Source organism: Paenibacillus violae, from assembly GCF_032461945.1.
Taxonomy (GTDB): Bacteria; Bacillota; Bacilli; order Paenibacillales; family NBRC-103111; genus Paenibacillus_E; species Paenibacillus_E violae.
In genome coordinates this window covers 12,781-34,468 of the sequence record NZ_JAWCUD010000017.1, presented here as the reverse complement: position 1 = coordinate 34,468, position 21,688 = coordinate 12,781, and the positions used below count along the sequence as shown (strand labels likewise).

Genomic DNA, 21,688 nt, shown 5'->3' with positions numbered 1-21,688 from the left:
AATTTGAAGTATAGGAAAATGAGGAGGAACAAGCATGCAATTGCCAACAAAATGGGTAAGTTTTGCATTAGCTTCAATACTTGCATTAACAACGGCAGGTTGTTCTACTAAAACGGACAATGCGAACCTGGCGGAGAACAGCGCAAAAAACGGGCAGCCCACGAAGCTGGTGTTTCTGACATCGGGCGATGCGGCCGCTAAGTCGATTCAACCCGGGGACCGAATTATTGCTGAAATTAACAAGCGACTAGGTATTGATCTCGAGGTCAGAACCGTTCCAGAGGGCGGATATGAGAAAATCAGCGTAGCCATGGCTTCGGGCGATATGCCGGATGTCGTAACGATTAACTATCCTTCGGCTTCCGTGAGCCAATGGATCAGTGAGGGGTTGCTAGTCCCGCTTAACGACTATTTCCCCGTTATGCCGACCGCGAAAGCGAAAATTGAGGCCAATTTCAAGGGAACGGCTGTTGACGGAAAGTATTATGGATATCCATTCGTCGAACTCGATCGCTCCAATCAAGCGCTTGCCTACCGGGCGGACTGGCTGGAAACGCTTGGGCTGAAACCGCCCGAGACACTGGATGACTTTTATCAAACCATGAAAGCCATTGCTACGCAAGATCCGGACAAAAACGGCAAAGCGGACACCTATGGCCTAACGGGAGTTAAGAGTACGGGGTTTAACAGTTCCTTTAACTTTGTATTTTTTGCCTATGGTTTGCCTTACTCGGATTGGGCGCTAGATAACGGTGGGAAGGTCATTCCCATTTTTGAACATCCCGCATTTAAGCAAGGCGTTCAGTATATTCACAAATTGTGGAGCGAGAAGCTGATCGATCCCGAATTTTTGCTCAACGACACGCAGCAACGCGAGCAAAAGTTTTATCAAAGCAAAGTCGGATTCATGGCCCCAGCTCTGTACCGCCATGTGAATCGACTGGAAACAAGTTTGCAAAAAGTGAACCCTAACGGCAAACTTGGTTTTATGGCTCCGCCTGCAGGTCCGGAAGGAAAGCGGGGTTTGGCGCAGGCCCCGAAGAGCGGCTTATTCACGGCTATTACGAAAAGTGCGAAAAATCCGGAAAAAGCAGCTAAATTCATTGAATTTATGCTCTCCAAAGAAGGTCGGGATTTGCTGGAGCTAGGTATCGAAGGCGTCCATTATACCAAACAAGGCGATAAAATTACTTACAATGAAGAAGAACGGGCAAAAGATAACTTTGCTTCGAACGGATGGTCTCATCCGCTTGCTTGGGGTAGTGTCGTTTGGCCACTGACAGAAACCTACTTGCCGCAAACCGAGCCTCAAGCCGACAGGGCTAAACAATCCGTAGAGATTGCCTCCAAATATTTGGTTACGAATTTGGTCAACACGACAACGCCGGAAGAAATTGAACGAGGCAGTGTCATTAATGAACTGGCCAATCAATATTATTTGGATATGATTACGGGCAAGAAGGATATCGACAGCGGGCTAACCGAACTGTCCAAGAAGTGGCGGGAACAAGGCGGAGACAAGGTGCTGGAAGCTGTCAATAAAGCTTATTTGGCACAAAAAAATAAGTGATGGAGGCGAATGAACGACGATGAGTACCGATCAAAAGCAGGGTTCGACGCAAGCAAGCATAAATGAGCAGCCTAACATTGTGGTCATCCTATCGGACGACCACGGGGCGTGGGCTATGGGATGTGCAGGCAATCACGAGATCCGCACACCTCATCTGGATCGCATTGCAGACCAAGGGATGAGGTTCTCCAGCTTTTTCTGCACCTCGCCGGTCTGCTCGCCGGCACGTGCTTCGCTGATGACAGGGCGTATTCCGTCCCAGCACGGTGTACACGATTGGATCAGGGATGGCAATGTGGGCCAATCCGCCATCCAGTATTTGCAGGGGCAGACGGCGTACACCGATGTGTTGGCTGACGCCGGTTACGTTTGCGGGCTAAGCGGCAAATGGCATTTGGGAGACAGCATCACACCGCAAAAAGGGTTCACGCACTGGTATGTGCACCAAAGCGGCGGCGGCAATTATTACCATGCCCCGATGATTCGCGACGGCGAACTGGTGAATGAGCCTGGCTATTTGACCGACGTCATCACGGACGATGCGCTCTCCTTCTTAGATCGGCAGGACGGCAGCAAGCCGTTCTACTTAAGCGTCCACTACACGGCGCCTCACAGTCCATGGATCGATAATCATCCGCAGGACATTGTCGATTCTTACGATAGCTGCGAGTTTGAAACTTGTCCGCAAGAGCCCAAGCATCCATGGTCGATCAAAACAGCGCCATGGTCGGATGATCAACGGGAGAATTTGAAAGGTTACTTTGCCGCTGTGACCGCCATGGATACGAATATCGGCCGGATCGTAGATAAGCTGGACAGCATGGACATTCGCAAGGATACCCTGCTTATTTATATGGGAGACAACGGCTTCAACTGCGGCCATCATGGCATATGGGGAAAAGGAAACGGTACGTTCCCGCAGAACATGTTCGATACTTCCGTCAAAGTACCGGCTATTTTTAGCCAGCCGGGCATCATTCCCCAAGGTCAAGTTTGCGATAATCTCGTAAGCGGGTACGATTTTATGCCTACGCTGCTTGCTTATGTGGGCTGTGAGCAACCGAATACCACCAAGCTTCCTGGATCAAGCTTCCACTCCCTCCTCCTGGGCGAATCAGCTCCTATGCGAGAGCAGGTTGTCATTTATGACGAGTACGGCCCTGTGCGGATGATTCGGACGACCGACTGGAAATATGTGCACCGCTACCCTTATGGCCCGCATGAGCTGTACAATTTGGCCGAGGATCCCGATGAAAGGCATAATCTGATCGACCTCCCCGGAACGCAAGAGCAGAGTGTCGCGATGAGAGGAGAACTGGAAGCCTGGTTTGCCCGTTACGTCGATCCAATGATTGACGGCGCCCGTGAAGGTGTAACCGGATTCGGGCAAATCGGCTTGGCCGGCGTTCATGGAAAGGGGAAAAAAGCCTATTTTGAGTAAGGCAGAGGGCTATTGAGCCTTGTCGTTAAAATAAGCTAGAATACGACACCGCCATTCGAGCGACATTTTATCCAAAGTACGTTAACCTATGAAAAATGATTCATAGGAGGACAACCATGATGAGAGATTTGGAATTCATTATAATGGGTGTGTTCGTTGTAGGTATCATGTTCTGCATGTTTGTAGATGTGCTCATAAAGGACAAAGCGATGAGGTTCTCCTATCAGAATCAACTTGGGAATGAAAGCAGTGAAAAGTCCTCTAAGGTCATTGAGGTATTTGAAGGGCTTGCAGATTTCGGAGCCTATGAGGAGACAATGCCACTGCCCTTGTCTTCCGTACAAAAACGGGAAGTTGTTTACCCGATGTATATCGATTGCAGCCGCAATACGCTCCAAGCGCAGCCACCTGCGTGCTGAGTACGTGCCGAGGACTCGTGGAGCGCAGCATCCTATCGCCTAAAAAGGGAATGGATTCAGGGAATCCCCTGTGTCCGTTCCCTTTTGTTCGGCTGCTTTCACCGATTCCGATTCCGATACAGCAGAAAAATAAAAAACGGAGCGCCAATGGCTGCGGTAAACACGCCGGCCGGAATATCCAGCGGAGGAAACGCCGTTCTTGCCACGGTATCGGAGATCAAGACCATCAGGCTTCCAATAAGCGCTGATACGGGAATTAATCCCCCATATGAGGGAGCGACCAGCTTTTTGGCAATATGCGGCGCAATTAATCCTACGAAGCCGATCGCGCCGGCAACCGCCACGGCCGAACCCGCCAGCGCCACGCTGATGAACAACAAGAAGAAGCGATGCAGCTGAACGGTGGCTCCCAGCCCTGCAGCCAGATCATCTCCCATCTCCTGCAAGTTAATATGTCTGGCAAAATAGAGCGCCAATGGAATGAACACAATGACCCAAGGCAGCAAGGTATATACGTTGTCCCAAGAAGCGCCGTAGACGCTCCCAGTCAGCCAGGTATATGCTTTAGTCGCTGAATTCATCGGGCTAAGCACGATCATTAACATCGTTAATGAACTGGTCGCTGCCGAAATTCCGATCCCGATTAGAACGAGCCTCGTAGGGGTAATTCCTTTATGCCAAGCCAATAAATAAATGATAAGGGACACGAAGGCAGCCCCCACAAAAGCAGCTACAGGCAACCAATGGATGCTGAAAGTACCTGCAAAATAAGTAATGAACGTAACTGCCGCTAATGTGCCCCCTCCAGTTACACCAATAATATCAGGCGAGGCAAGAGGATTACGGATTATTCCTTGAAGAATCGATCCAGCAACACCTAGCGAAGCGCCCACGAGGATAGCCACAATAATCCGTGGAAGCCTTAGCGTTCCGATTACTAGTTCGTGCTGCGGGGTGCTTTGTCCAAAGATCGTTTTCAACACATCCTGCGGTGTTATGAAATTGCTGCCAAGCCCAGTACTAATTAAGAACATCACGATTGTCAGCAATGTCAGACCGGATATAACAAGGAGTGTCCTCCTATGAAAAAGAAAAGAAAACCTGCCCGCCTTACTTCGGTACACGATTAATCGACTCATGACGATGACGTCCCTCCTTTCGAACGCAGCCCTTTTCTAGCGGTATAGATGAAAAAAGGCACGCCGATCAAAGCGGTCATAACACCAAGCGGTATCTCTCCCGGCATAATGACAAACCGGGCAACAAGATCAGCTAAAAGAAGCAAAATAGCCCCCAAAACAGCACAATATGGAATCACCCAACGATAATCGAATCCAACAACAAACCGGGCAATATGAGGAATCACAAGACCGACGAAACCGATCGAACCGGCGACAGCCACCGAGCTGCCTGCTAACAGGATTACGGTTATGGCTACCGTCACTTTAACTAATCCAAGCTTCTGGCCCAAACCTTTGGCAACATCGTCACCCGAAGCAAGAATGTTAACAGGATGGGCCATCACCAGCGCTGTAACGGCGGCAACTAACATATAAGGCAGCACCGGAATCAGCGTATCCAGGTTTTTGCCCGCCACAGCCCCTGCTAACCAAAACATGACATTCTGTAAAGTAGCCTCACGAACGACCAACATCCCTTGCGTAAACGAACTGAATAGAGCGGTCATCGCGGAACCGGCCAATACAATTTTAATCGGCGTCAGTCCCTCTCGCCCAAGAGAACCGAGGAAATATACAGCGAAAGCAGCAATACCTGCCCCAGCGAAGGCAACCCATATCAATTGGTCAATTGATGTAAGCGGTAGAAATGTAATCGCGATGACGACAAAAGAAACGGCCCCTGCATTAATGCCAAAAATACTTGGGGACGCTAAAGGATTCCGTGTCAGCGCCTGCATGAGCGCACCTGCAATGGCTAAGTTCCCTCCAACCATTGTAGCGAATAGAGCCCGGGGAATCCGGGTCGTTCGAATGATCACTTGTTCGTTCGATTTCACATCGTAATGAATCAACGACTGTACAACCGAAGCAATGCTTGTATGCGATGAACCAAGCACAACACTTAGTACAAAGGATAATACAAAAATAATTATCCCAAACACCAAACCCAGCGCTTTATAAGGTGTCTGGTGCAATAATGGTCTCACAGGGATCCTCCTCATATACATTTACTGTAAAATTAAGGGAAGGCCGTTGACATAAAGGTCAACAGCCTCAAATTTCCAATTATTTCGTCACACCATAGAATTTATAAAGATCATCAATTATTAGAGATGCTGCTAACGGGCCGGAACCGTTATTCCACGTTGCTGCATTCACTTCGAATACTTTATTTGCTTTAACAGCTCTCAAATTTTTCCATAGCGGGGAGTCACTCCAAGCTTTTCTTAACTCCAAGCGTCCATCCGTACGATTTGCCGTTTGGTCAAAAATGATGTCTGCATCCATCTGTGTGATATTTTCTTTGGATTGCAGCTGAATGCCCCACTCTTTGCCGCGTTGGTTAGCTGGGCGTGTGATACCGAGTTCCTCTAAAACAGATGCCGAGAACCCTGTGTACACGATACGGGCATGATCCACACGGAAGTCAACGATACCGGCTTCCAGTTTCAACTTATCTCCCATTTTCCCTTTAAAATCCGTTACTTTTTTATTCCAGTCAGCCAAAAATTTAGTTTCAGCATCCTTCGTATTCGTCGCTTCAGCTGTCAATTTCAATGAGTCTTTCCAGAAATAAACGTCTTCCGTCATCACCGTCGGTGCAATAGCTTTTAATTGCTCATAAATTTTTTCATCACGGAATTTACTTCCGATAATAAGGTCCGGCTGCAGAGCAACCAATTTCTCTAGGTTCGGCTGATTTTCCGACCCCAGGTTCGTAACGCCGTCCATTTTGTCCTTGATATAGTTGTACCAAGGCTGCTCAATCCACGCCTCAACCGCTCCAACCGGTTTCACACCTAAAGCCAAAGCAGCGTCTGTCGCCCCTTGGAACAAAGTCACGACTTTTTTAGGCGTACCTTTGATTTCCGTCGTACCCATCGCGTGCTTAATCACTCTGACGCTATTCGCGTCCGCAGTCGCCTGTGCCGGCGCTTGCGTCTGTGCGGCTGCCGGAGCCGCTTCCTGCTTAGGCTGGCAGCCTGTAAATACAGTTACCATTGAAAGCATTGCAGCCAGTACTAGTGTTGCTTTTTTTTGCCTTACCATTTTTGTTGATCCCCCTACATATATATTCGATAAATGATATTGATTCTCATTCTTATTATACGGAAGTGCTTGGCAATGAAAATGGACATTCGCGACAACTTTTTTGGACTTTTCTGACAATCATCCCCGTACTTCCAAACCTAACTACGTGTTACCAGTTCATGTTCAAGCGTTAAACCTAAATGCTCTCTCAACGTGGAACCTGTATATTCCGTGCGATAAATACCCCTTTTCTGAAGCTCGGGAATCACTTTATTCACAAAATCATCCAAACCCCCTGGCAAGAGCGCAGGCATCAAATTAAACCCGTCTGCCGCCCCGTTCACCAACCAACGCTCCATTTCGTCTGCAATCTGCACAGCGGTTCCTGCAAAAGTAAAATGCCCCCTGCCCCCGGCTGTCCGAATAATAAGCTCACGAATCGTCAGGTTTTCCCGGCGTGCCAGATCGACGTATAGTTGGAACCGAGCTTTTTGCCCTTGTATCTCGTCTATGGATGGAAGATCCTCGAGCGGCACCGGACCGTCCAGCGGATACTGAAACAAATTGATTTTGAGCAGATCGGATAAGCTCCGAATGCCATATTCCGAAACAGCCAGCTTATTCAGCTCTCTCTCTTTAGCCTTAGCTTCCGCTTCCGTGTCCCCGACAAAGGGGATAAACCCTGGCAAGATTTTCAATTTATCCTCGGAGCGCCCAAACTGCTTCAATCTGCTTTTCACATCGGTATAAAAGGCAATCGCTTCCTCCATCGTGTTCTGCGCCGTAAAAATCACTTCCGCCAACTCGGCAGCAAACTGCTTGCCATCCTCGGATGAACCGGCCTGCACCAGGACAGGGTGCGTTTGCGGAGAACGCGGGATATTCAAGGCCCCTTTTACAGAGAAAAATTCACCGGCAAACTCAGCGCCCTTAATCCGGCTGACATCGGCATAGATGCCTGACTGCTTATCAACCAGCAGCGAGTTTTCTGACCAACCAGCCCACAACCGTTTAACAACCTCCACGAATTCCTTGCCGCGTTCATAGCGAACTTTATGGTCCAAATGGTGCTCCTTGCTAAAATTATGCGCAGTTGCATCCCCTGTCGAGGTCACAATATTCCATCCCGTCCGACCTCCGCTAATGTGATCGAGAGAAGCGAATTTCCTCGCAATATGGTACGGCTCATTGTAGGTAGTCGAGGCTGTTGCCGTCAGTCCGATATGCTCGGTCACGGCCGCTATCGCCGATAGCAGCGTGAACGCTTCAAGCTGAGGAATGACCCGATATTTAATTAACGGGGTTAACCTGTATTTTTCAGCTAAAAAGATAGAATCCATTTTGCCGCGCTCGGCGGTTTTGGCCAGCTGCTGGTAGTAGTCCAGACTTGTCGCCAGCTGCGGCTGCGCATCCGGATGCCGCCATGAGCCTTCATGATGGCCTGTGCTCAAAATAAACAAGTTCAAATGCAACTGTTTCTTCGGTTCGTTCACTCCTATCACCTCATATACTGGAATTTACCTATACCGGCAGGACGTAGCCGTATTCTTTTCTCCTCTGCTCTTCTTTCTGCTGTTTCTCCAAAGCCTTCAAGCCGATTTCCGTCGCTTCGCTCGGATTGATAACGAAAACACCGTCATCATCCCCCACGATCAAGTCGCCGGGCTGAATGCTTACCCCAAATACGCTAACAGGCGTATTGACCTTGCCCTCCAGCTTCAGCGTCCGCGTGGTGAGCGCGCTGATTCCCTTGGAGTACACGGGAAAGCCGAGCCCCGTAATCGCGCGAACATCCGCAGCGCAGCCGGAAACAATGACACCGGCAACCTTTTTGGCTATCGCCGCATAGGTTCTGAATTCTCCCCAACAAGCACGCTGCTCATCACCGGACATGTCAATCACGAGCACATCCCCGGGCTGCACCAACTCCATAGCCTTAGTAATGGCGCTGGAGTCAATATGCGGTGTACGCACCGTTACAGCGTTCCCCAGCAGCCGAATCGGCCTGAACAGCGGCTGAGCGCCGTGCAGAAAGCCGAAGTCTGTCATATGACCGATCGTAGAGGGGCTAATGTCTTTATACAGATCCAGAAGTTCAGGCGTTACGCCTTGTACCCTTGGTTCAATACGAAACATACGTGATCACTCCTATCGTTAACATTGTTAATTATGCGCGACTCGTCAGCTGAGCTTCTTTGCTCAAGTCCTTTGACTGATGTGCCTCACTCAAAACATGAAAGGGATTCGCCACCTCGCCTTGGCCATAAGGCATGCTGCCCGGAACGCGCAAGGCCTGCTTTTTAAGAAGCGGACGCACGATCTGCTTCCATGGCCAGGCAGCCTTAACGAACAGCGCGTCGTTCAGTACTTCCGCTACTTCATCCGGCACTTCTGCTTTCTGGATGGCCTCCTCCAAGCATGACTGAAGCTCTTTCCACAAGAAGGCTTCGTTCAAGCCGTAATAGTCAGCAACGCTTTTCAGAATGGCGTAGCTGTTCACTTGGATACCGAGCATTTGGAAAAAAGTCAACAGCTTTTGCGGCTGATCGTGATACAGCGAGTTCGGATATCCCGCACGGAGCGTGTACGCCGGGTCTTCAAGACCATTCGCGTTTAACCAAGGCACATGCACGCGCAGCGCATCATGATCGCGAAGCAGCAGGCCTTCGATTTTGCCTTGTTTCCAAACCAGCACGCAGTTCTGACCGTGCACTTCCGGCATCATCCCGAGTCGGAACAAGCGGAAGCAGATCTCGAAATAGGACACCAGCACTTCACGAAACAGCTGCACGACGGCATCGGTATTAAGATCCGATCCTATCCATGTTAACCACTCATCAAATAGATGCCCGTTTTCCACGGATTCGTGAACCGATAGCGCCGACATCGGCAGCAGACGAATATCAGCATCTTGGACAAGCTCTGCCGGATATTCCCGAATCATCGTCGATAAATGTCTTGGATAGTCCGCGAACAAATCGCGATCTTCCGGCAAATACGCCCACCATTTCGTTTCATCGCATAAAAACAGCTTTTGTTTCAGCACGGCATCCCGCTCCACGGCTTGTCTCATCAATGACTCCGCCTGCTGGCCGTTCATCAGCTTAATCGCTGATAAATAACGGAGTCCGCCAAGTGAATAAATGCCTAGCGGCAGTTTCACATGATATGGACTCTGATTCTCCGGCATTAAGGAACGCACGGATGATGTTGCGTAGAAGGTGCCCGTTTCCGTCTCCAAAGGAATGCAGATCTTCTCTTCGAGCTCCCTTTTAATCTGCTCCGGCAAAATCGCGGACATCTGCCACGGATGCACAGGAATCGCTGTATATGCGCCTTCACCTAGACCGCGTCTGTCCAGCTCCGAATTGATTTGGTTTCGTTCCTCCTCCGAAAGCAGCAGATCTACCGGAAACAACTCGCGCCCTTCCTCAAGCCCGGATACGACGTAATCCTGCTTCACAGCCATCCAGTTCAGCTTGATCGGACGTCCGAATTCAGCCGTGTAGCTGCTGTACTCGTCATAAACCCATCCTTGCTTCACTTTGGACACTGGATGGAAAGGCCGGTCACGGTAAGCCGCTTTACGCTCTGCCTCCAGCAGGGAAGCCGCCTGCGGCAATCCGAGAATCGGCGCGCTCGGCTGCTCATTTTCCAGCGAAATTGAGGTTTGCAGCAGCGTTTGTTCGATCATATGCAGGAACTTCACCGCGCCATATGGATCGACCGCCACCGGGTCATTGGCGTACAAAGTCACAACATGCCCCATAAGCTCCAGCGAGCCGAGCCTGGACAGTTTTCCTTGGTTCACTTTAAACACACCGTAGGAAGCTTCAAACCGATATGGCTGTGTGATCGACGTGCTCACTGGAAACACAATGACGGCATCCTCCAACTTCCACCGGTATACATGAGTTGCCTGCGCTTCTACCTCAGCTCCAAATTGCTGCTGAACCATTGTCAACTGATCATCCTGTGAGGCAATTGATGTCCACTCTTCTTTGGCTAGCAGCTCTACAGACGCTTGGCATTCTAGAAATTGTTCCGCCAGTAAAGCATTCACCAGATCTTCCATTACCCGTTGTTCAGCCTTATTGCCCTTCTGTTTGTTTGGCATTATATATGGCCTCCTTGTGAGAAACGATAATGTGCTAAGGGGTTCTGAACATGCTTTGGATCGACTTCCATGTCCTTCCACAGCCTTCTACGCGCTAATTGTTCGATCCGAATTGTATCGGAGAAGAGATCATATTTTTTGAAATTAGCCTCATGCTCGGGGTGCTCCTGTTGATACTGCTGAATCACATCGGCGACCATTTGCCAAAACTTCGACTCTTCAAGCTCGTAACGCTCGTTCAAAAATATCCCGATATCGCCTAAACACACGAAGAAAAAGGCGCTATGCAGAAAATCTTTCACGGCTTCCAAGTCATCCGTTTGCATATAGGAATGCCGGTTGATTGCCCGGTGCGCTGCAGGTTCTAAGTTCAGATCCGGACAAAGCTCCGGCTGCGGAAGCTGCGCTTTGGAGAATCGCAAGCCATCGTGGAAATCCTTCAACGCCAGTCGAGCTGGCAGGCCGTCTTTGTGAATGAGCACGATATTTTGGGCGTGCGACTCCATCGCCAATCCGTGCGCATACAGCATGTGAATAAGCGGGGTTATGGCTGTATCAAGCAGCTGGCGCGTCCAGGCCTGGAGGCCATATTGCTGTACCCACGGCTCAATGAATGGCTGCTGGCCGTCTACATACGTGACGGAGCTCAGCGGAATAGCGGCTTCGCCGTCTTTCAAAAAGCGGTGTACGCTTTGCCTCCACACGACCCCCAAGTTCCCGTAAGCCTGGGGCTGCAAGTCTGCTGGAAGCTTATCGTACTCATAGGTGATGCCTGCAAATTCAGCCAGAAAAACAAGATCAAGCTTCTGAGCCGTTTCATCCTTCTCCGTCAATGACAACAACCAGCGTGAAACAAGCGGCGCGTTCAGAATCGTATGCTTCGCAAGCATGCGTCTGGTTGATGTATTCGTAATATTCAGCGCCATTTTCAAATAAGCTCTCTCTGGGTTCGACTGATTCGCCCAACTGCGAATGGATTGCTGCGCACGGTACACATCTTCCCCAAACCCAAGCTTCACGATTGTAGAATCCGTTAATTGCTGCTGGAATGCAGAGGTAATCATGTGTTCCCACTGCCAAGGATGAACAGGCATGAACAGATAATCGGCCGCATTCAACCCTTTTTCCGTCAAAATCGCCTCGAATCGGCTAACAACGTCACCGCCAAGTTCAGCCTGAATCATGTTCCGATAATCTTCGCCTTCCAAAAGGGAAAGCTGACAATGAGCCTTGGCAACGGCCAACCATACAGGCTGCAAATCTTGATTAAACTCAGGGCCGTAACGTGCATTCTCCTCTAAGCTAAAACCGATTCGAGATTTATAACACGGGTGATACGGATGGCCGTCCAGCAAGCTTTCCAACTCATCATAGCTGCGCTGCTGCCCTGTTTGCGGCAAGGATGCCCGGTAAGCCTGAGCCTGCACATCGTTCACGAACGTGCTTTGCAGCTCTTGAAGCAGCATACCCAGCCGTTCTTTGTCCGGCTGAATCTGGCCAAGCACTTCCAGGACGAACTGGGATACTTGCGCAGTGGCCCATTCTTCTTTCCCCTTCTGGCGCTTGATCGTATCTCTGGCTAAACGGATGCGGTCAAAGGTCATTTTTCTTTTCGCCTGAAAACGGTATGTAACCGTCTCCCCGTCAGCCGCTTTCCCTTGCAAAACAAGCTCCCCATCAAATCCGGAAGCCGGCACTCCGCTTATGGGGATGGCAATTTGCTCATAAAGAACAGCTTCAATTAACTGGCCAAGCACCCGTTCTTCTACTTTTTTATCCAAATCAACCTGGCTTGCAGATACCCATTGTGTCGTATTCATTCGCTACACCTCATTTGATTATTTCCTGACCGACGGCCAGGGCAGCCGATTCCTTGCGCTGCGTGATGTGGGGAAACACGTTCACTCTCATCCAAATGTTACTCATTATCAGCAATCCGGCTGCACACAGAAAGATCATCGGCAAGCCAAAGTTCGACGCGATGGCACCCATACCGAGTGAGCCTGCCAAGCCGCCAAGCAGCACGGCGCAGTTGACATAACTGTATGTGCGGCTCTCCATGCCTGCCGGTGCATACTGCCGAATCAGCACGTTCATCGATGGCATCATGCCGCCAATGCAAGCGCCGGTGCAAAATCTCAAGAAAATTAGCTGCCACAATTGGTGGACAAACGCCTGCGGGATAGAAAACACAATCGCACCAAGCACCGCATAGATAAAAATGCGATGCGAACCGTATTTGTCGCCGAGCTTGCCCAGATACGGAGCTGTGATCATATTGGCAATCCCCATGGATGCTGAGGTGATCCCTGCCAGAACGACCAGATTATCGGATCCGGCCGCCAAATGCTGTACATATAGCGGAATGAGCGGCAGGGTGCCGATCATTGCCGCCCTTAATATTGCGGAGGAGACGAAAAGCGAGGCAATTGGCTTTCTAGCCACAATGAGTTTAAAATCCTGAATCAGATCCGTTTTCTTTTCTGCTTTCACTTTCTTCTCGAACTTTTCCTTAATGCCGAAAATAACGATTAGGGCAGCTACAAATATGCTGATGCCGGTATAAAAAAATACCTCTCTCAGGCCGAAATGGTCAGCCATCAAGCCGCCCAGCAGCGGCCCGCAAATCGTTCCGGCTACCGCCCCGGAGTGTAAAATACCCAGCGCATACCCGCTGCGCTCTTTCGGCGTATTCGTGGCGGTAAGGGCGATGGCCGCCGGGCCGAACCCGGAAAGCACGCCGTTGACGAGGCGCAGCAGCAGCAAATGCACCGGGCTGGTGGCAACGCCCATTAACGTAATCGTGACCGCCATGCCGATGCCGGATCGGACGAGCATCACTTTGCGACCATAGCGGTCGGCCAGCTTCCCCCAGATCGGGGAGAACAGAAAGGCCGTCAACAGGTTCGCTCCGTAGATCATACCGGACCAGAAAAGCACCTTTTTCGGATCCGTAAGTCCAAGTTCTTGTAAGTACAGCGGTAAAAAGGGGGTGATGCTGCTCGTTGAGGCCAAAGCCAGAAATTGACCGACGTATAAAATGTAAAGATTCCGTTTCCACTTCTCCACAGCTATACCTTCATCGGATTCGGGATGTCGACAAACAGCGGTTTTTCTCCCCTAGATAAAAAGCAGCTTGTGAAGTTGGCTTTCGCGGGCAGGCTTTCGCTATGCAGCAAATCGTCAAGGTAAGGAAGCATCCTTTCGTCCGCTCTTGAACGCTCTTGTTGGAGCACGTCCTTGACGATGTGCCAGTATGGCTCCTCAGCTTCACAGCTATAGGCTGCAATCGTATGGACCAGTGAACCTAAGTGATTCACGAAGAAATAATATTTCGTTCTCATCCAGGCTTCAGACTCTTCGTAGAGCACAGGACTGCTCTCTGCCAGCAGCGTTCGGGTCCAGCCAGCTTCTACGGCCTTACGGCGGTCGATGCTTACGCCTTCGAGGTCACGCACATAGAAGCAATCGGGCATGCCATGCTTCAAGGACACAAGCGAGTTCTGCAAATGAGCCTCGAAGGAAACTCCCTGCTCGGCTAGTAGGCGCAGCAGCGATACCATTGAGATTTGCAAGTAAGCAGCCAGCCACTCCCGCAAGTCAGGCAGTGTTCCTTGCCCGCTTTGTCTAATTGCCTGGATCAGTTTAGGCTCCGTTTGCCCTGGCAAGCTTTCTAACACCGAAGCCAGCACGTACGTGGATGGGTTAGGAAGCTTCATTGGACGGTAAATGACCGTGAAACAGGCTGACCATTCCTCTGGCATTTCCGCCAACCGAACACTGCTGTAGCCCGTTTCGGAAAGAATCTGAAAATGATCATTGTTACAAGCATTCTTAAGATGATGCAACATTCGTGCCGCATCCATCGTCCGTTCTGCTTGCTCCTGTGTATTCTCGCGCAGCAGATTCGTGATGCGAACATGGAGCGGCAGCTTGAAGCCGTAGCCTCCGGCCGGTTCCCACACTGTTCTTACCGATGAAGTCGGATATACGACAGGACCGCATAAACCAAGGCTGATGATATCCGATTTCTTCATCCTTTCCTGAATTTGCGGTTGGCGCATGACATGAACCGCCTGCCAAGGATGCATAGGCAGCAATTTGTAACTTCCTGCTGCATCGCCTATTTGCTGACGCGCATGCAGAGTAGCAAAAGGCCGAAGCGCCACGGCTTCTTCTCCATCCAGCCACTCTTCATGCACCAACTCTTTGCGGACTGCAAAATAATGCAGTTGAAAGGAAGCACCCATCTCAGGGCTGTAAGCGGCAAGCTCACTAAAGTCAAAACCTTCGGTGCTTTTCGGATAAGGATGGAATGGATGACCGATATAGAGCGACTGCTCCGAGCGGACGTATTCCGGCTTCCAGGCGAGTTGCGACTGGGTTTGATTAAGAAAATGCTCCATATACAGGCTCATTTTCCGGTAGCTATTGTCGATTCGGGATCTAACCCGCTGTTCGTCATTAAGACCATTTTCAGCCTTATCACTTTTTCCCAGCTCTGCGAGCAGCAGCGTAAGCAACCGCTCCAGGTTCAGCTCACGAAATACACCACCGGATATGGCTTCATAAAAGAACGATCCATACGTATGCTGGCCAATAGCCGAGTAATACGTTATGGCCCCGGTGATCGTTTTGCCGATCATGGGAAGATGAAGCATAAACGGATCGCCTTGCTTAGGAAAGGAATCAATAAAATATCGTAATCCGGGGATTGCTGCCCTTGGGTCTCTTTCTCCGGTTTCTCTCAAATAGCTGTTTAGCAATGCGCGTATGGTCGCCGTTTCCGCCAGCTCCGTGCTTTTCGCGGTTGCGTCCGTTTGCTGTTGTAACATTCGTGGTCGATCTCTCCTCTCTCTACCGCTCCGCTCACGCATCCAAAGCAGCGCAGGCCGCATGAACAGCTTCACTGAACAGACGCGCAATTTCATCCAATTGCTGCTGCGTGACGATCAGCGGTGGCAAGAACCGCATGACGGAAGAATGTCGGCCTCCGACTTCTAGGATCAGCCCCCTGTTGAAACACTCCTGCTGTATCCTTCTAGCCAACTCGGGATACTGGGGATAATGGCCAAGCTGATCCAACGCTGCTTTCGCGTTGACGATTTCTACGCCGACCATTAAGCCTCTTCCACGCACATCTCCGATACAGTTCACATCAAGTTTCAACTCGTTTAAATGATTGCGCAGATGTTGGCCAAGCTTCTCTACATTACCTGGTACGTCATGCTCCTTAATGAACTTCAGTGTAGCCAGGCCTGCCGCCATCGCCATCTGATTGCCCCGGAACGTGCCGATATGCGCGCCTGGCTTCCATACATCCAATTTGCTGTTATAAATGACGACTGAAAGAGGCAAGCTTCCGCCAATCGCTTTGGACAGCACCAGCACATCCGGAATGATGCCGGCATGCTCGAAAGCAAACAGCTTACCGGTCCTGCCAAGCCCTGTTTGCACCTCATCAATAATGAGTGGAATATTCCGCTCTTGCGTAATTCTCCTCATTTCGCGAAGCCATTCCACAGGTGCAGGGATAGACCCGCCTTCGCCTTGCACGACCTCAAAAATCATGCCGGCCGGAGAAACAATGCCGCTTTCGGGATCGTCGAGTAAATTTTCGATATAGCGGGAGGAAAGCTCATGTGTCTGTTCTCCGCCGACGCCAAAAGGGCAGCGATAGGCATAGGGGTATGGCATGAAGTGTACATCCGGAATCAGGCCGTTCACCTTTTCTTTTTGCCCAAGCGTTCCGCTTAGGCTCATGGCCGCATGGGTTGATCCGTGGTATCCGCCTTGGAAGGACAAGATGCTGCGGTTGCCTGTAGCCGTTTTGACAAGTTTAATCGCAGCTTCGATGGCGTCTCCGCCTGTTGGACCGCAGAACTGGATGCGTGCGTTCTTGGCGAATTCCTCCGGCAAACTGGCAAACAGCTCATCCACGAATTGCTCCTTGAGCGGAGTCGTCAAATCCAGCGTGTGCAGCGGTCGCTTGCTGTCCAGCATTTGCTTGATCGCGTCAACGACCACAGGATGATTGTGACCGAGCGCAAGCGTCCCGGCTCCTGCAAGGCAATCGTAGTACACCTTGCCGTCCATATCTTTTACGTAAATTCCCTCCGCTTCTTGTATCGCAATCGGAAGCCTTCTAGGATACGATCTCGCATTGGATTCCCGCTGCGATTGGCTTTCGAGATAGCGCGTATTTTGGGACTGTTTCGTGACAGTAAGATTAACCATTATTGCTTCACTCCTTCAGATCTTGTTTATTTGATGTTATCTACATAATAATGATAATCATTATCATTTAACATAATTAGCATACCAAACAAGTCCGAATACCGTAAATTCTCCGATCAGATAATATCACTACTCCGATTGAAGCATCACCTTACTCTCACTGCCCCCATATTGAAGTATCTTCTTCACCGTATAAATAAAATCTGCGCCCGAAACATCGATATTAAGTGCTTTTTTCATATTCTGAATATGTTTCTTGACGGTATTTACACTTACATAAAGCTCTTTCGCAATTCGTTTAATCGAATAATGGTTGCAGAGCATCTCGGCGATTTGCCGCTGCCTCTCACTCAAGCTTTCCATTTTCCCGCTTTGCGGTTCATCCCCATCATTCTCGCCATTAGCCACCGTTCGCGAAGAAAGCCGATCTTCCAGATCGGCTCCCCCATATTCAATCGTGACTTTCACCGATTCATTTATCTTGAGTCGCATCACCTGATCAACGACAATTTGATGCAAATCGATCAGTTTAGCACGTGCCAATTCATCCTCCGCACTGGAATCGATCGTCAATCGCACTTTGGTTAAGGTCATATTCTCTTCTCCATCCGTATATAGTAGGTGACTCTCACACTAGTATCTCTATACCGTCGGCAAATTTTCTTGCAGGAAAGCTTCTGCTATCTCATCCAAGATAAGATCGATGGCAATAGGACCGTAATATCCGATCCACATTGTTGTATTAACGGAGTACACTTGATTGGCTTGTACGGCCCTTAGACGCTGCCACTCTTCGGATTTCTGATATTCACTAATCAGTTCTTTGTTGGAATCGTCAGTTAAAACTAGTAAGCGATCAACATGTTGAAGCGACTCCAGGGAAATCCACTTGCTGGAACTCTCCTTATCCTTAGCGCAATCCGGGGCTTGAATCCCTAGATCTCCGTACAGGATATCCGCTGTGCGATGTGCAATCGTATGAAGCCGAATCTGATAATCGCGCGGTCTGATTAAAGCAACTGTCTCGCCGCCTAACTTGCTTGCCAACGCAGCCTGCAGAGTAGCTATCTTATGCTCATAGGAGGCTAATACGTAAGGAACCTCTTGCTCTTTGTCCAAAATCTGCCCGAATGTTTGAAGCGTAGAACGCCAATCCGCATTCCGATCCAGCAGCAGCGTCGGCGCCATCTGAGCAAGCTCGTCATATTTATGCGCCTGAAACTCCGTGCAAATAATAAGATCGGGCTCTGCCAGCCTAATCGCTTGGAGGTCAGGCTTCTCCTTAGTCCCCATCAATTGGATGCCACTCAGCTGATGTGAAAGATAGGCGGGGAATTCCGAAACATCCGATGTAGCAATCACCGTGCCAACGGGCTGTGTGCCAAGCGCCAACAACTGATCGATATATTGCGCATCGAGTACAACAATTTTTTCGGGTATTTTGTCCAGGGGCAGTTCGCCTTTAAGATGTGTGATCGTACGAGTTGTCTGTACAGAAGCCATAGCAGTCGACTCTGACGTCCCTCCGACTACTGCCGTAGACTGTACCAAAGCTCTTTTTGTATAAACTGAACTCCCGTCTGCCTGAGCGCTCACAGCGGCCGGTCCTGAACATACACTAAGGAGCAAGGCAAGCGTCATCATGAAGCCAATGGCAATAGAAGACTTTGGACTTGAGTTGGCATAGGACGTCATACCTCCACCCAGATTTTGATAATGATATTCATCCTCACCTAACCCACTATACGTTTGCAATTTACTGGGAACAATAGGAAAATGCGACAAAACCAATGGATTTTGACGACGGAAATCAGCCTGACCCGACTTCTCCCTAAATCGGCGTGGAGAGACGCCAACATGCTTTTTAAATATTCGGCTAAAATAGTAACTGTCCGCATATCCAACATCCTCTGCAATTTCGGTAATCGGTACGTCTGTGTGTTGCAGAAGCGATTTCGCTTTCCCCAATCGGACCTGCATCAAATATTCCATTGGCCCCATGCTGACCTGCGCTTTGAATAGCCGCTGCAGTTGTCGTCCGTTGCAGTCCAGCAGCTCCGCCAATCCCTGCAGCGTAATTTGCTCCGCATAACGTTCCTGCATATAGCGAATCGCTTGACCGACAGGCTCTGGGCCTGTCATTTCGCCGCCCTGCTCCTGTAATTGCTGCAGCATCTCATAGACAAAACGGTGAAATAACGCTTTGACATGGAACTTTTCCAATGCGCCAAGCTGTATCCATTGTTGGTGCATTTCTTCCATCTGCAGAAACAAGGAGAGCGAATGCTGCGGCATGAATCCAAACTGCAATTTAAATGGATTGCTTTTCTCCTGCAGTCGCAGCAGATCTTTCCTGGCAGGAAGCGCCAGAACGGCTTTATAGAACACCATAAAATACTCAAAAGTCTCCATAACATTGACAATATCAAGAAAAGTGCCCTTGCCCGCATGACAAACATGACATCTATCCGCTGAATACACCGTATGATCAAGCAGCAACTGTGCCCTTCCCCGAGATGCATACAGAAATACACTCGCCGGAAGCTGATAACCATGTATACTTTCACCTGGCTGCATAGTCGTACGACGTACGTCCAACACTTTCAGCGCCGCATGATTCCAAAGCAAGATTTGCTCCTGAAAAGACAATATCCGTTCACCTCCTGGTATTTGTTGGGTGATTACCTATTCAATAACTTTATTATATTGATACTGATAATCAATATCAATTGTTTTATCTAAAAAACCCTTTATATCCATTCCCCTCCAATCAGAAAAGAAAAAGGCGCCCCCAAAGTCATCAAATGACCGAGGAAGTGCCTTTTTTCCGGTTATAATACTATCCAATCAATGGAGCCGCTTGCCCCAATGTGCCCTCTACCTCGTTTCCTTCTTTGCGCCAATACTCAATTCCGCCTAACATTTCTTTCACTTTAAATCCAAGTCCAGATAAACGGGCTGCGCCTTTCGTACCTCCATTGCATGCTGGCCCCCAGCAGTAGACAACAATCACTTGGTCTTTGGAAAATGCAGCGGTCGTCTCCTCATTGATCTGGTTTGACGGCACATTGATTGCACCGGGGATATGACATTCCGTATACGCCTTACTGCTCCTCACATCAATCAGCAAGAAATCATTGATCCCATGCTGCATGTCATAGCGCACATCCGCTACATCCGTTTCGACCGCTAATTTATTCATAAAATGGCGATGTACAGCCTCCGGTGAAGCAGCAGGTGTTTCCAGGACTAGTGAAATTAAGGGTTGTTTGTTCATAATGAAGACCTCCATTTGAGTGTTATTTTCAATCGCTGAATGACTTGAATTGACTATAACACGTTCCTAAACCATGGAGTTATCGATAGAAATCGATACTATACTTCATTCATTCTGATAATTGGATGCACCGAGAACGTCTAAGAAGCCGGTAAATGCTTTGGACTGCCATTTTTTCTTCGAATAAATAAGCTGCGTATAGAATTTAAAATCCGGATGAACAAGCGGAACCGCGGTGAGCCGGCCTTTCTGAATATCCTCAGCAACAACGATGCGCGGCAATAACGCAATGCCAAGACCGTACATGACGCACTGCTTGATTGCTTCCAGGTTTCCGAACTCGTAAGACAATGAAAAGGGAATTTGATTACTTTTGAGTGTCCTAAGCAGCATGGCCCTGTATGTACAGCCCTCTTCCGTTAGAATTAACGATTCTTTCTCCAAATCTCCGATCTGTACGCCGTTGACACCGGCAAATTTGTGCGCAGGACTAGCGATGATAACCAACTCTTCCTCCCTTAAAATGCGGCAATAAAGCTCAGGATCGCTAAAAGGCGGATCCAAAATGATGCCCACATCAAGGGCCCCCTCTTTTACAGCTTCAATAATGAAAGGCTCATTGCCCGGTTGAATCATCACATTGATTTCCGGGAAATGCTGGCGGTACGTCTGAAGATGCGGCGGAAGGAAAAAAGCGGCTAACGTTTCTATCGTTCCAATGGACAGTATGCCTTTGGACTGCCGAGAAACGACCTCCTTAGACTCCTCATGGAGCCTGTAAATGTCGTTGGCATATTGCAAAAGCGCCTCGCCGGCAAGCGTCAGCTTCATACTTCTTCCGAACCGTTCTACAAGAACGGCACCGTAAGCTTCCTCCAGCTTTTGAATTTGAGTCGTAATACTCGACTGCGCATACCCAAGCACTTCCGCTGCGCGTGTGTAGCTGCCCCATTTGGCTACTTCTCGAAAGGTTTTTAAATACGTTAATTCCACTATGGATGACCTCTCTTCCTGCAAACATATTATTTACATCGTACCATATCTGGGCGTAAAAAAAGCCACCGAACCTCGGCAGCCTTCATCTTCCTACTTCTATTTAAAGGTCTTTGGCAAAATGGGGTTTACTATAATGACTAACGCCCCCAGAACCAACCAACACCCTGCCGCCTTTATTGAAGGTAATTAATTTGCTTGACCCGTTATTCAGCAAAACGGTCACTTTGGCCTGATTAGCCGTCGCAATATAGATGATATACCCACCTCTGCTTATCACCGTCCGCCAGTTTTTATCGAACTCCGATCTCGCCACCCGATTGGAATACACCTGATTTTCCAATCTAGCTGCCTGCGTTTTTTTCACGGAACCTCACCCGCTTCCTACTAGAAATACGATTCCCTATATCGTATGCAAGAGT

General features: G+C 49.3%; 18 protein-coding genes. 3 read left to right on the top strand and 15 right to left on the bottom strand.

Going from position 1 to position 21,688, the window contains the following annotated elements; translation table 11 throughout:
• Positions 1–34: 34 nt before the first annotated feature.
• From RQP52_RS33110 to RQP52_RS33100, 3 genes are all read left to right on the top strand, one after another.
• Complete coding sequence (locus tag RQP52_RS33110) at positions 35–1,570, top strand: extracellular solute-binding protein (protein ID WP_315955789.1); 1,536 nt, start codon at positions 35–37, stop codon at positions 1,568–1,570.
• A 19-nt stretch (positions 1,571–1,589) separates the two neighbouring features.
• Entirely contained in the window at positions 1,590–3,011 is a 1,422-nt protein-coding gene (locus tag RQP52_RS33105; RefSeq protein ID WP_315955788.1) for a sulfatase-like hydrolase/transferase, read from the top strand.
• Between the two features lie 119 nt (positions 3,012–3,130).
• Positions 3,131–3,430 carry a hypothetical protein gene (locus RQP52_RS33100; protein WP_315955787.1) on the top strand — a complete coding sequence of 100 codons (300 nt, stop codon included), beginning with the start codon at positions 3,131–3,133 and terminating at the stop codon, positions 3,428–3,430.
• Positions 3,431–3,528: 98 nt separating this feature from the next.
• Here RQP52_RS33100 and RQP52_RS33095 read toward each other — a convergent pair whose 3' ends face one another.
• From RQP52_RS33095 to RQP52_RS33025, 15 genes are all read right to left on the bottom strand, one after another.
• Positions 3,529–4,569 carry a FecCD family ABC transporter permease gene (locus RQP52_RS33095; protein WP_315955786.1) on the bottom strand — a complete coding sequence of 347 codons (1,041 nt, stop codon included), beginning with the start codon at positions 4,567–4,569 and terminating at the stop codon, positions 3,529–3,531.
• Positions 4,566–5,597: a FecCD family ABC transporter permease gene (locus tag RQP52_RS33090; RefSeq protein WP_315955785.1), complete on the bottom strand. Its 1,032-nt coding sequence runs from the start codon at positions 5,595–5,597 to the stop codon at positions 4,566–4,568. Before RQP52_RS33090 ends, RQP52_RS33095 begins: the two co-directional genes overlap by 4 nt.
• A 79-nt stretch (positions 5,598–5,676) precedes the next feature.
• Positions 5,677–6,660 (bottom strand): ABC transporter substrate-binding protein, encoded by a 984-nt coding sequence (locus RQP52_RS33085; RefSeq protein WP_315955784.1) that lies wholly within the window; start codon positions 6,658–6,660, stop codon positions 5,677–5,679.
• Between the two features lie 140 nt (positions 6,661–6,800).
• A complete protein-coding gene (locus tag RQP52_RS33080; protein ID WP_315955783.1) occupies positions 6,801–8,135 on the bottom strand; it encodes an LLM class flavin-dependent oxidoreductase in 1,335 nt (444 codons plus the stop codon).
• A 28-nt stretch (positions 8,136–8,163) separates the two neighbouring features.
• Entirely contained in the window at positions 8,164–8,778 is a 615-nt protein-coding gene (locus tag RQP52_RS33075) for an RraA family protein (RefSeq protein ID WP_315955782.1), read from the bottom strand.
• Positions 8,779–8,809: 31 nt separating this feature from the next.
• Positions 8,810–10,759, bottom strand: coding sequence for an IucA/IucC family protein (locus tag RQP52_RS33070; RefSeq protein WP_315955781.1), 1,950 nt, complete (start codon positions 10,757–10,759; stop codon positions 8,810–8,812).
• Positions 10,759–12,579, bottom strand: coding sequence for an IucA/IucC family protein (locus RQP52_RS33065; RefSeq protein ID WP_315955780.1), 1,821 nt, complete (start codon positions 12,577–12,579; stop codon positions 10,759–10,761). Before RQP52_RS33065 ends, RQP52_RS33070 begins: the two co-directional genes overlap by 1 nt.
• 10 nt (positions 12,580–12,589) lie before the next feature.
• Positions 12,590–13,828, bottom strand: a complete 1,239-nt coding sequence (locus RQP52_RS33060) for an MFS transporter (protein WP_315955779.1) — start codon at positions 13,826–13,828, stop codon at positions 12,590–12,592.
• Positions 13,829–13,830: 2 nt separating this feature from the next.
• Positions 13,831–15,594, bottom strand: a complete 1,764-nt coding sequence (locus RQP52_RS33055) for an IucA/IucC family protein (RefSeq protein ID WP_315955778.1) — start codon at positions 15,592–15,594, stop codon at positions 13,831–13,833.
• A 34-nt stretch (positions 15,595–15,628) separates the two neighbouring features.
• A complete protein-coding gene (locus RQP52_RS33050) occupies positions 15,629–16,996 on the bottom strand; it encodes an aspartate aminotransferase family protein (RefSeq protein ID WP_315955777.1) in 1,368 nt (455 codons plus the stop codon).
• A gap of 129 nt (positions 16,997–17,125) precedes the next feature.
• On the bottom strand, positions 17,126–17,590 hold the full coding sequence (locus RQP52_RS33045) for a helix-turn-helix transcriptional regulator (RefSeq protein ID WP_315955776.1): 465 nt from the start codon (positions 17,588–17,590) through the stop codon (positions 17,126–17,128).
• Positions 17,591–17,638: 48 nt separating this feature from the next.
• Entirely contained in the window at positions 17,639–19,645 is a 2,007-nt protein-coding gene (locus tag RQP52_RS33040; protein ID WP_315955775.1) for an AraC family transcriptional regulator, read from the bottom strand.
• A 190-nt stretch (positions 19,646–19,835) separates the two neighbouring features.
• A complete protein-coding gene (locus RQP52_RS33035) occupies positions 19,836–20,273 on the bottom strand; it encodes a rhodanese-like domain-containing protein (protein ID WP_315955774.1) in 438 nt (145 codons plus the stop codon).
• A 105-nt stretch (positions 20,274–20,378) separates the two neighbouring features.
• Positions 20,379–21,266, bottom strand: a complete 888-nt coding sequence (locus RQP52_RS33030) for a LysR family transcriptional regulator (protein WP_315955773.1) — start codon at positions 21,264–21,266, stop codon at positions 20,379–20,381.
• Between the two features lie 103 nt (positions 21,267–21,369).
• On the bottom strand, positions 21,370–21,633 hold the full coding sequence (locus RQP52_RS33025) for a hypothetical protein (RefSeq protein ID WP_315955772.1): 264 nt from the start codon (positions 21,631–21,633) through the stop codon (positions 21,370–21,372).
• Positions 21,634–21,688: the final 55 nt, after the last annotated feature.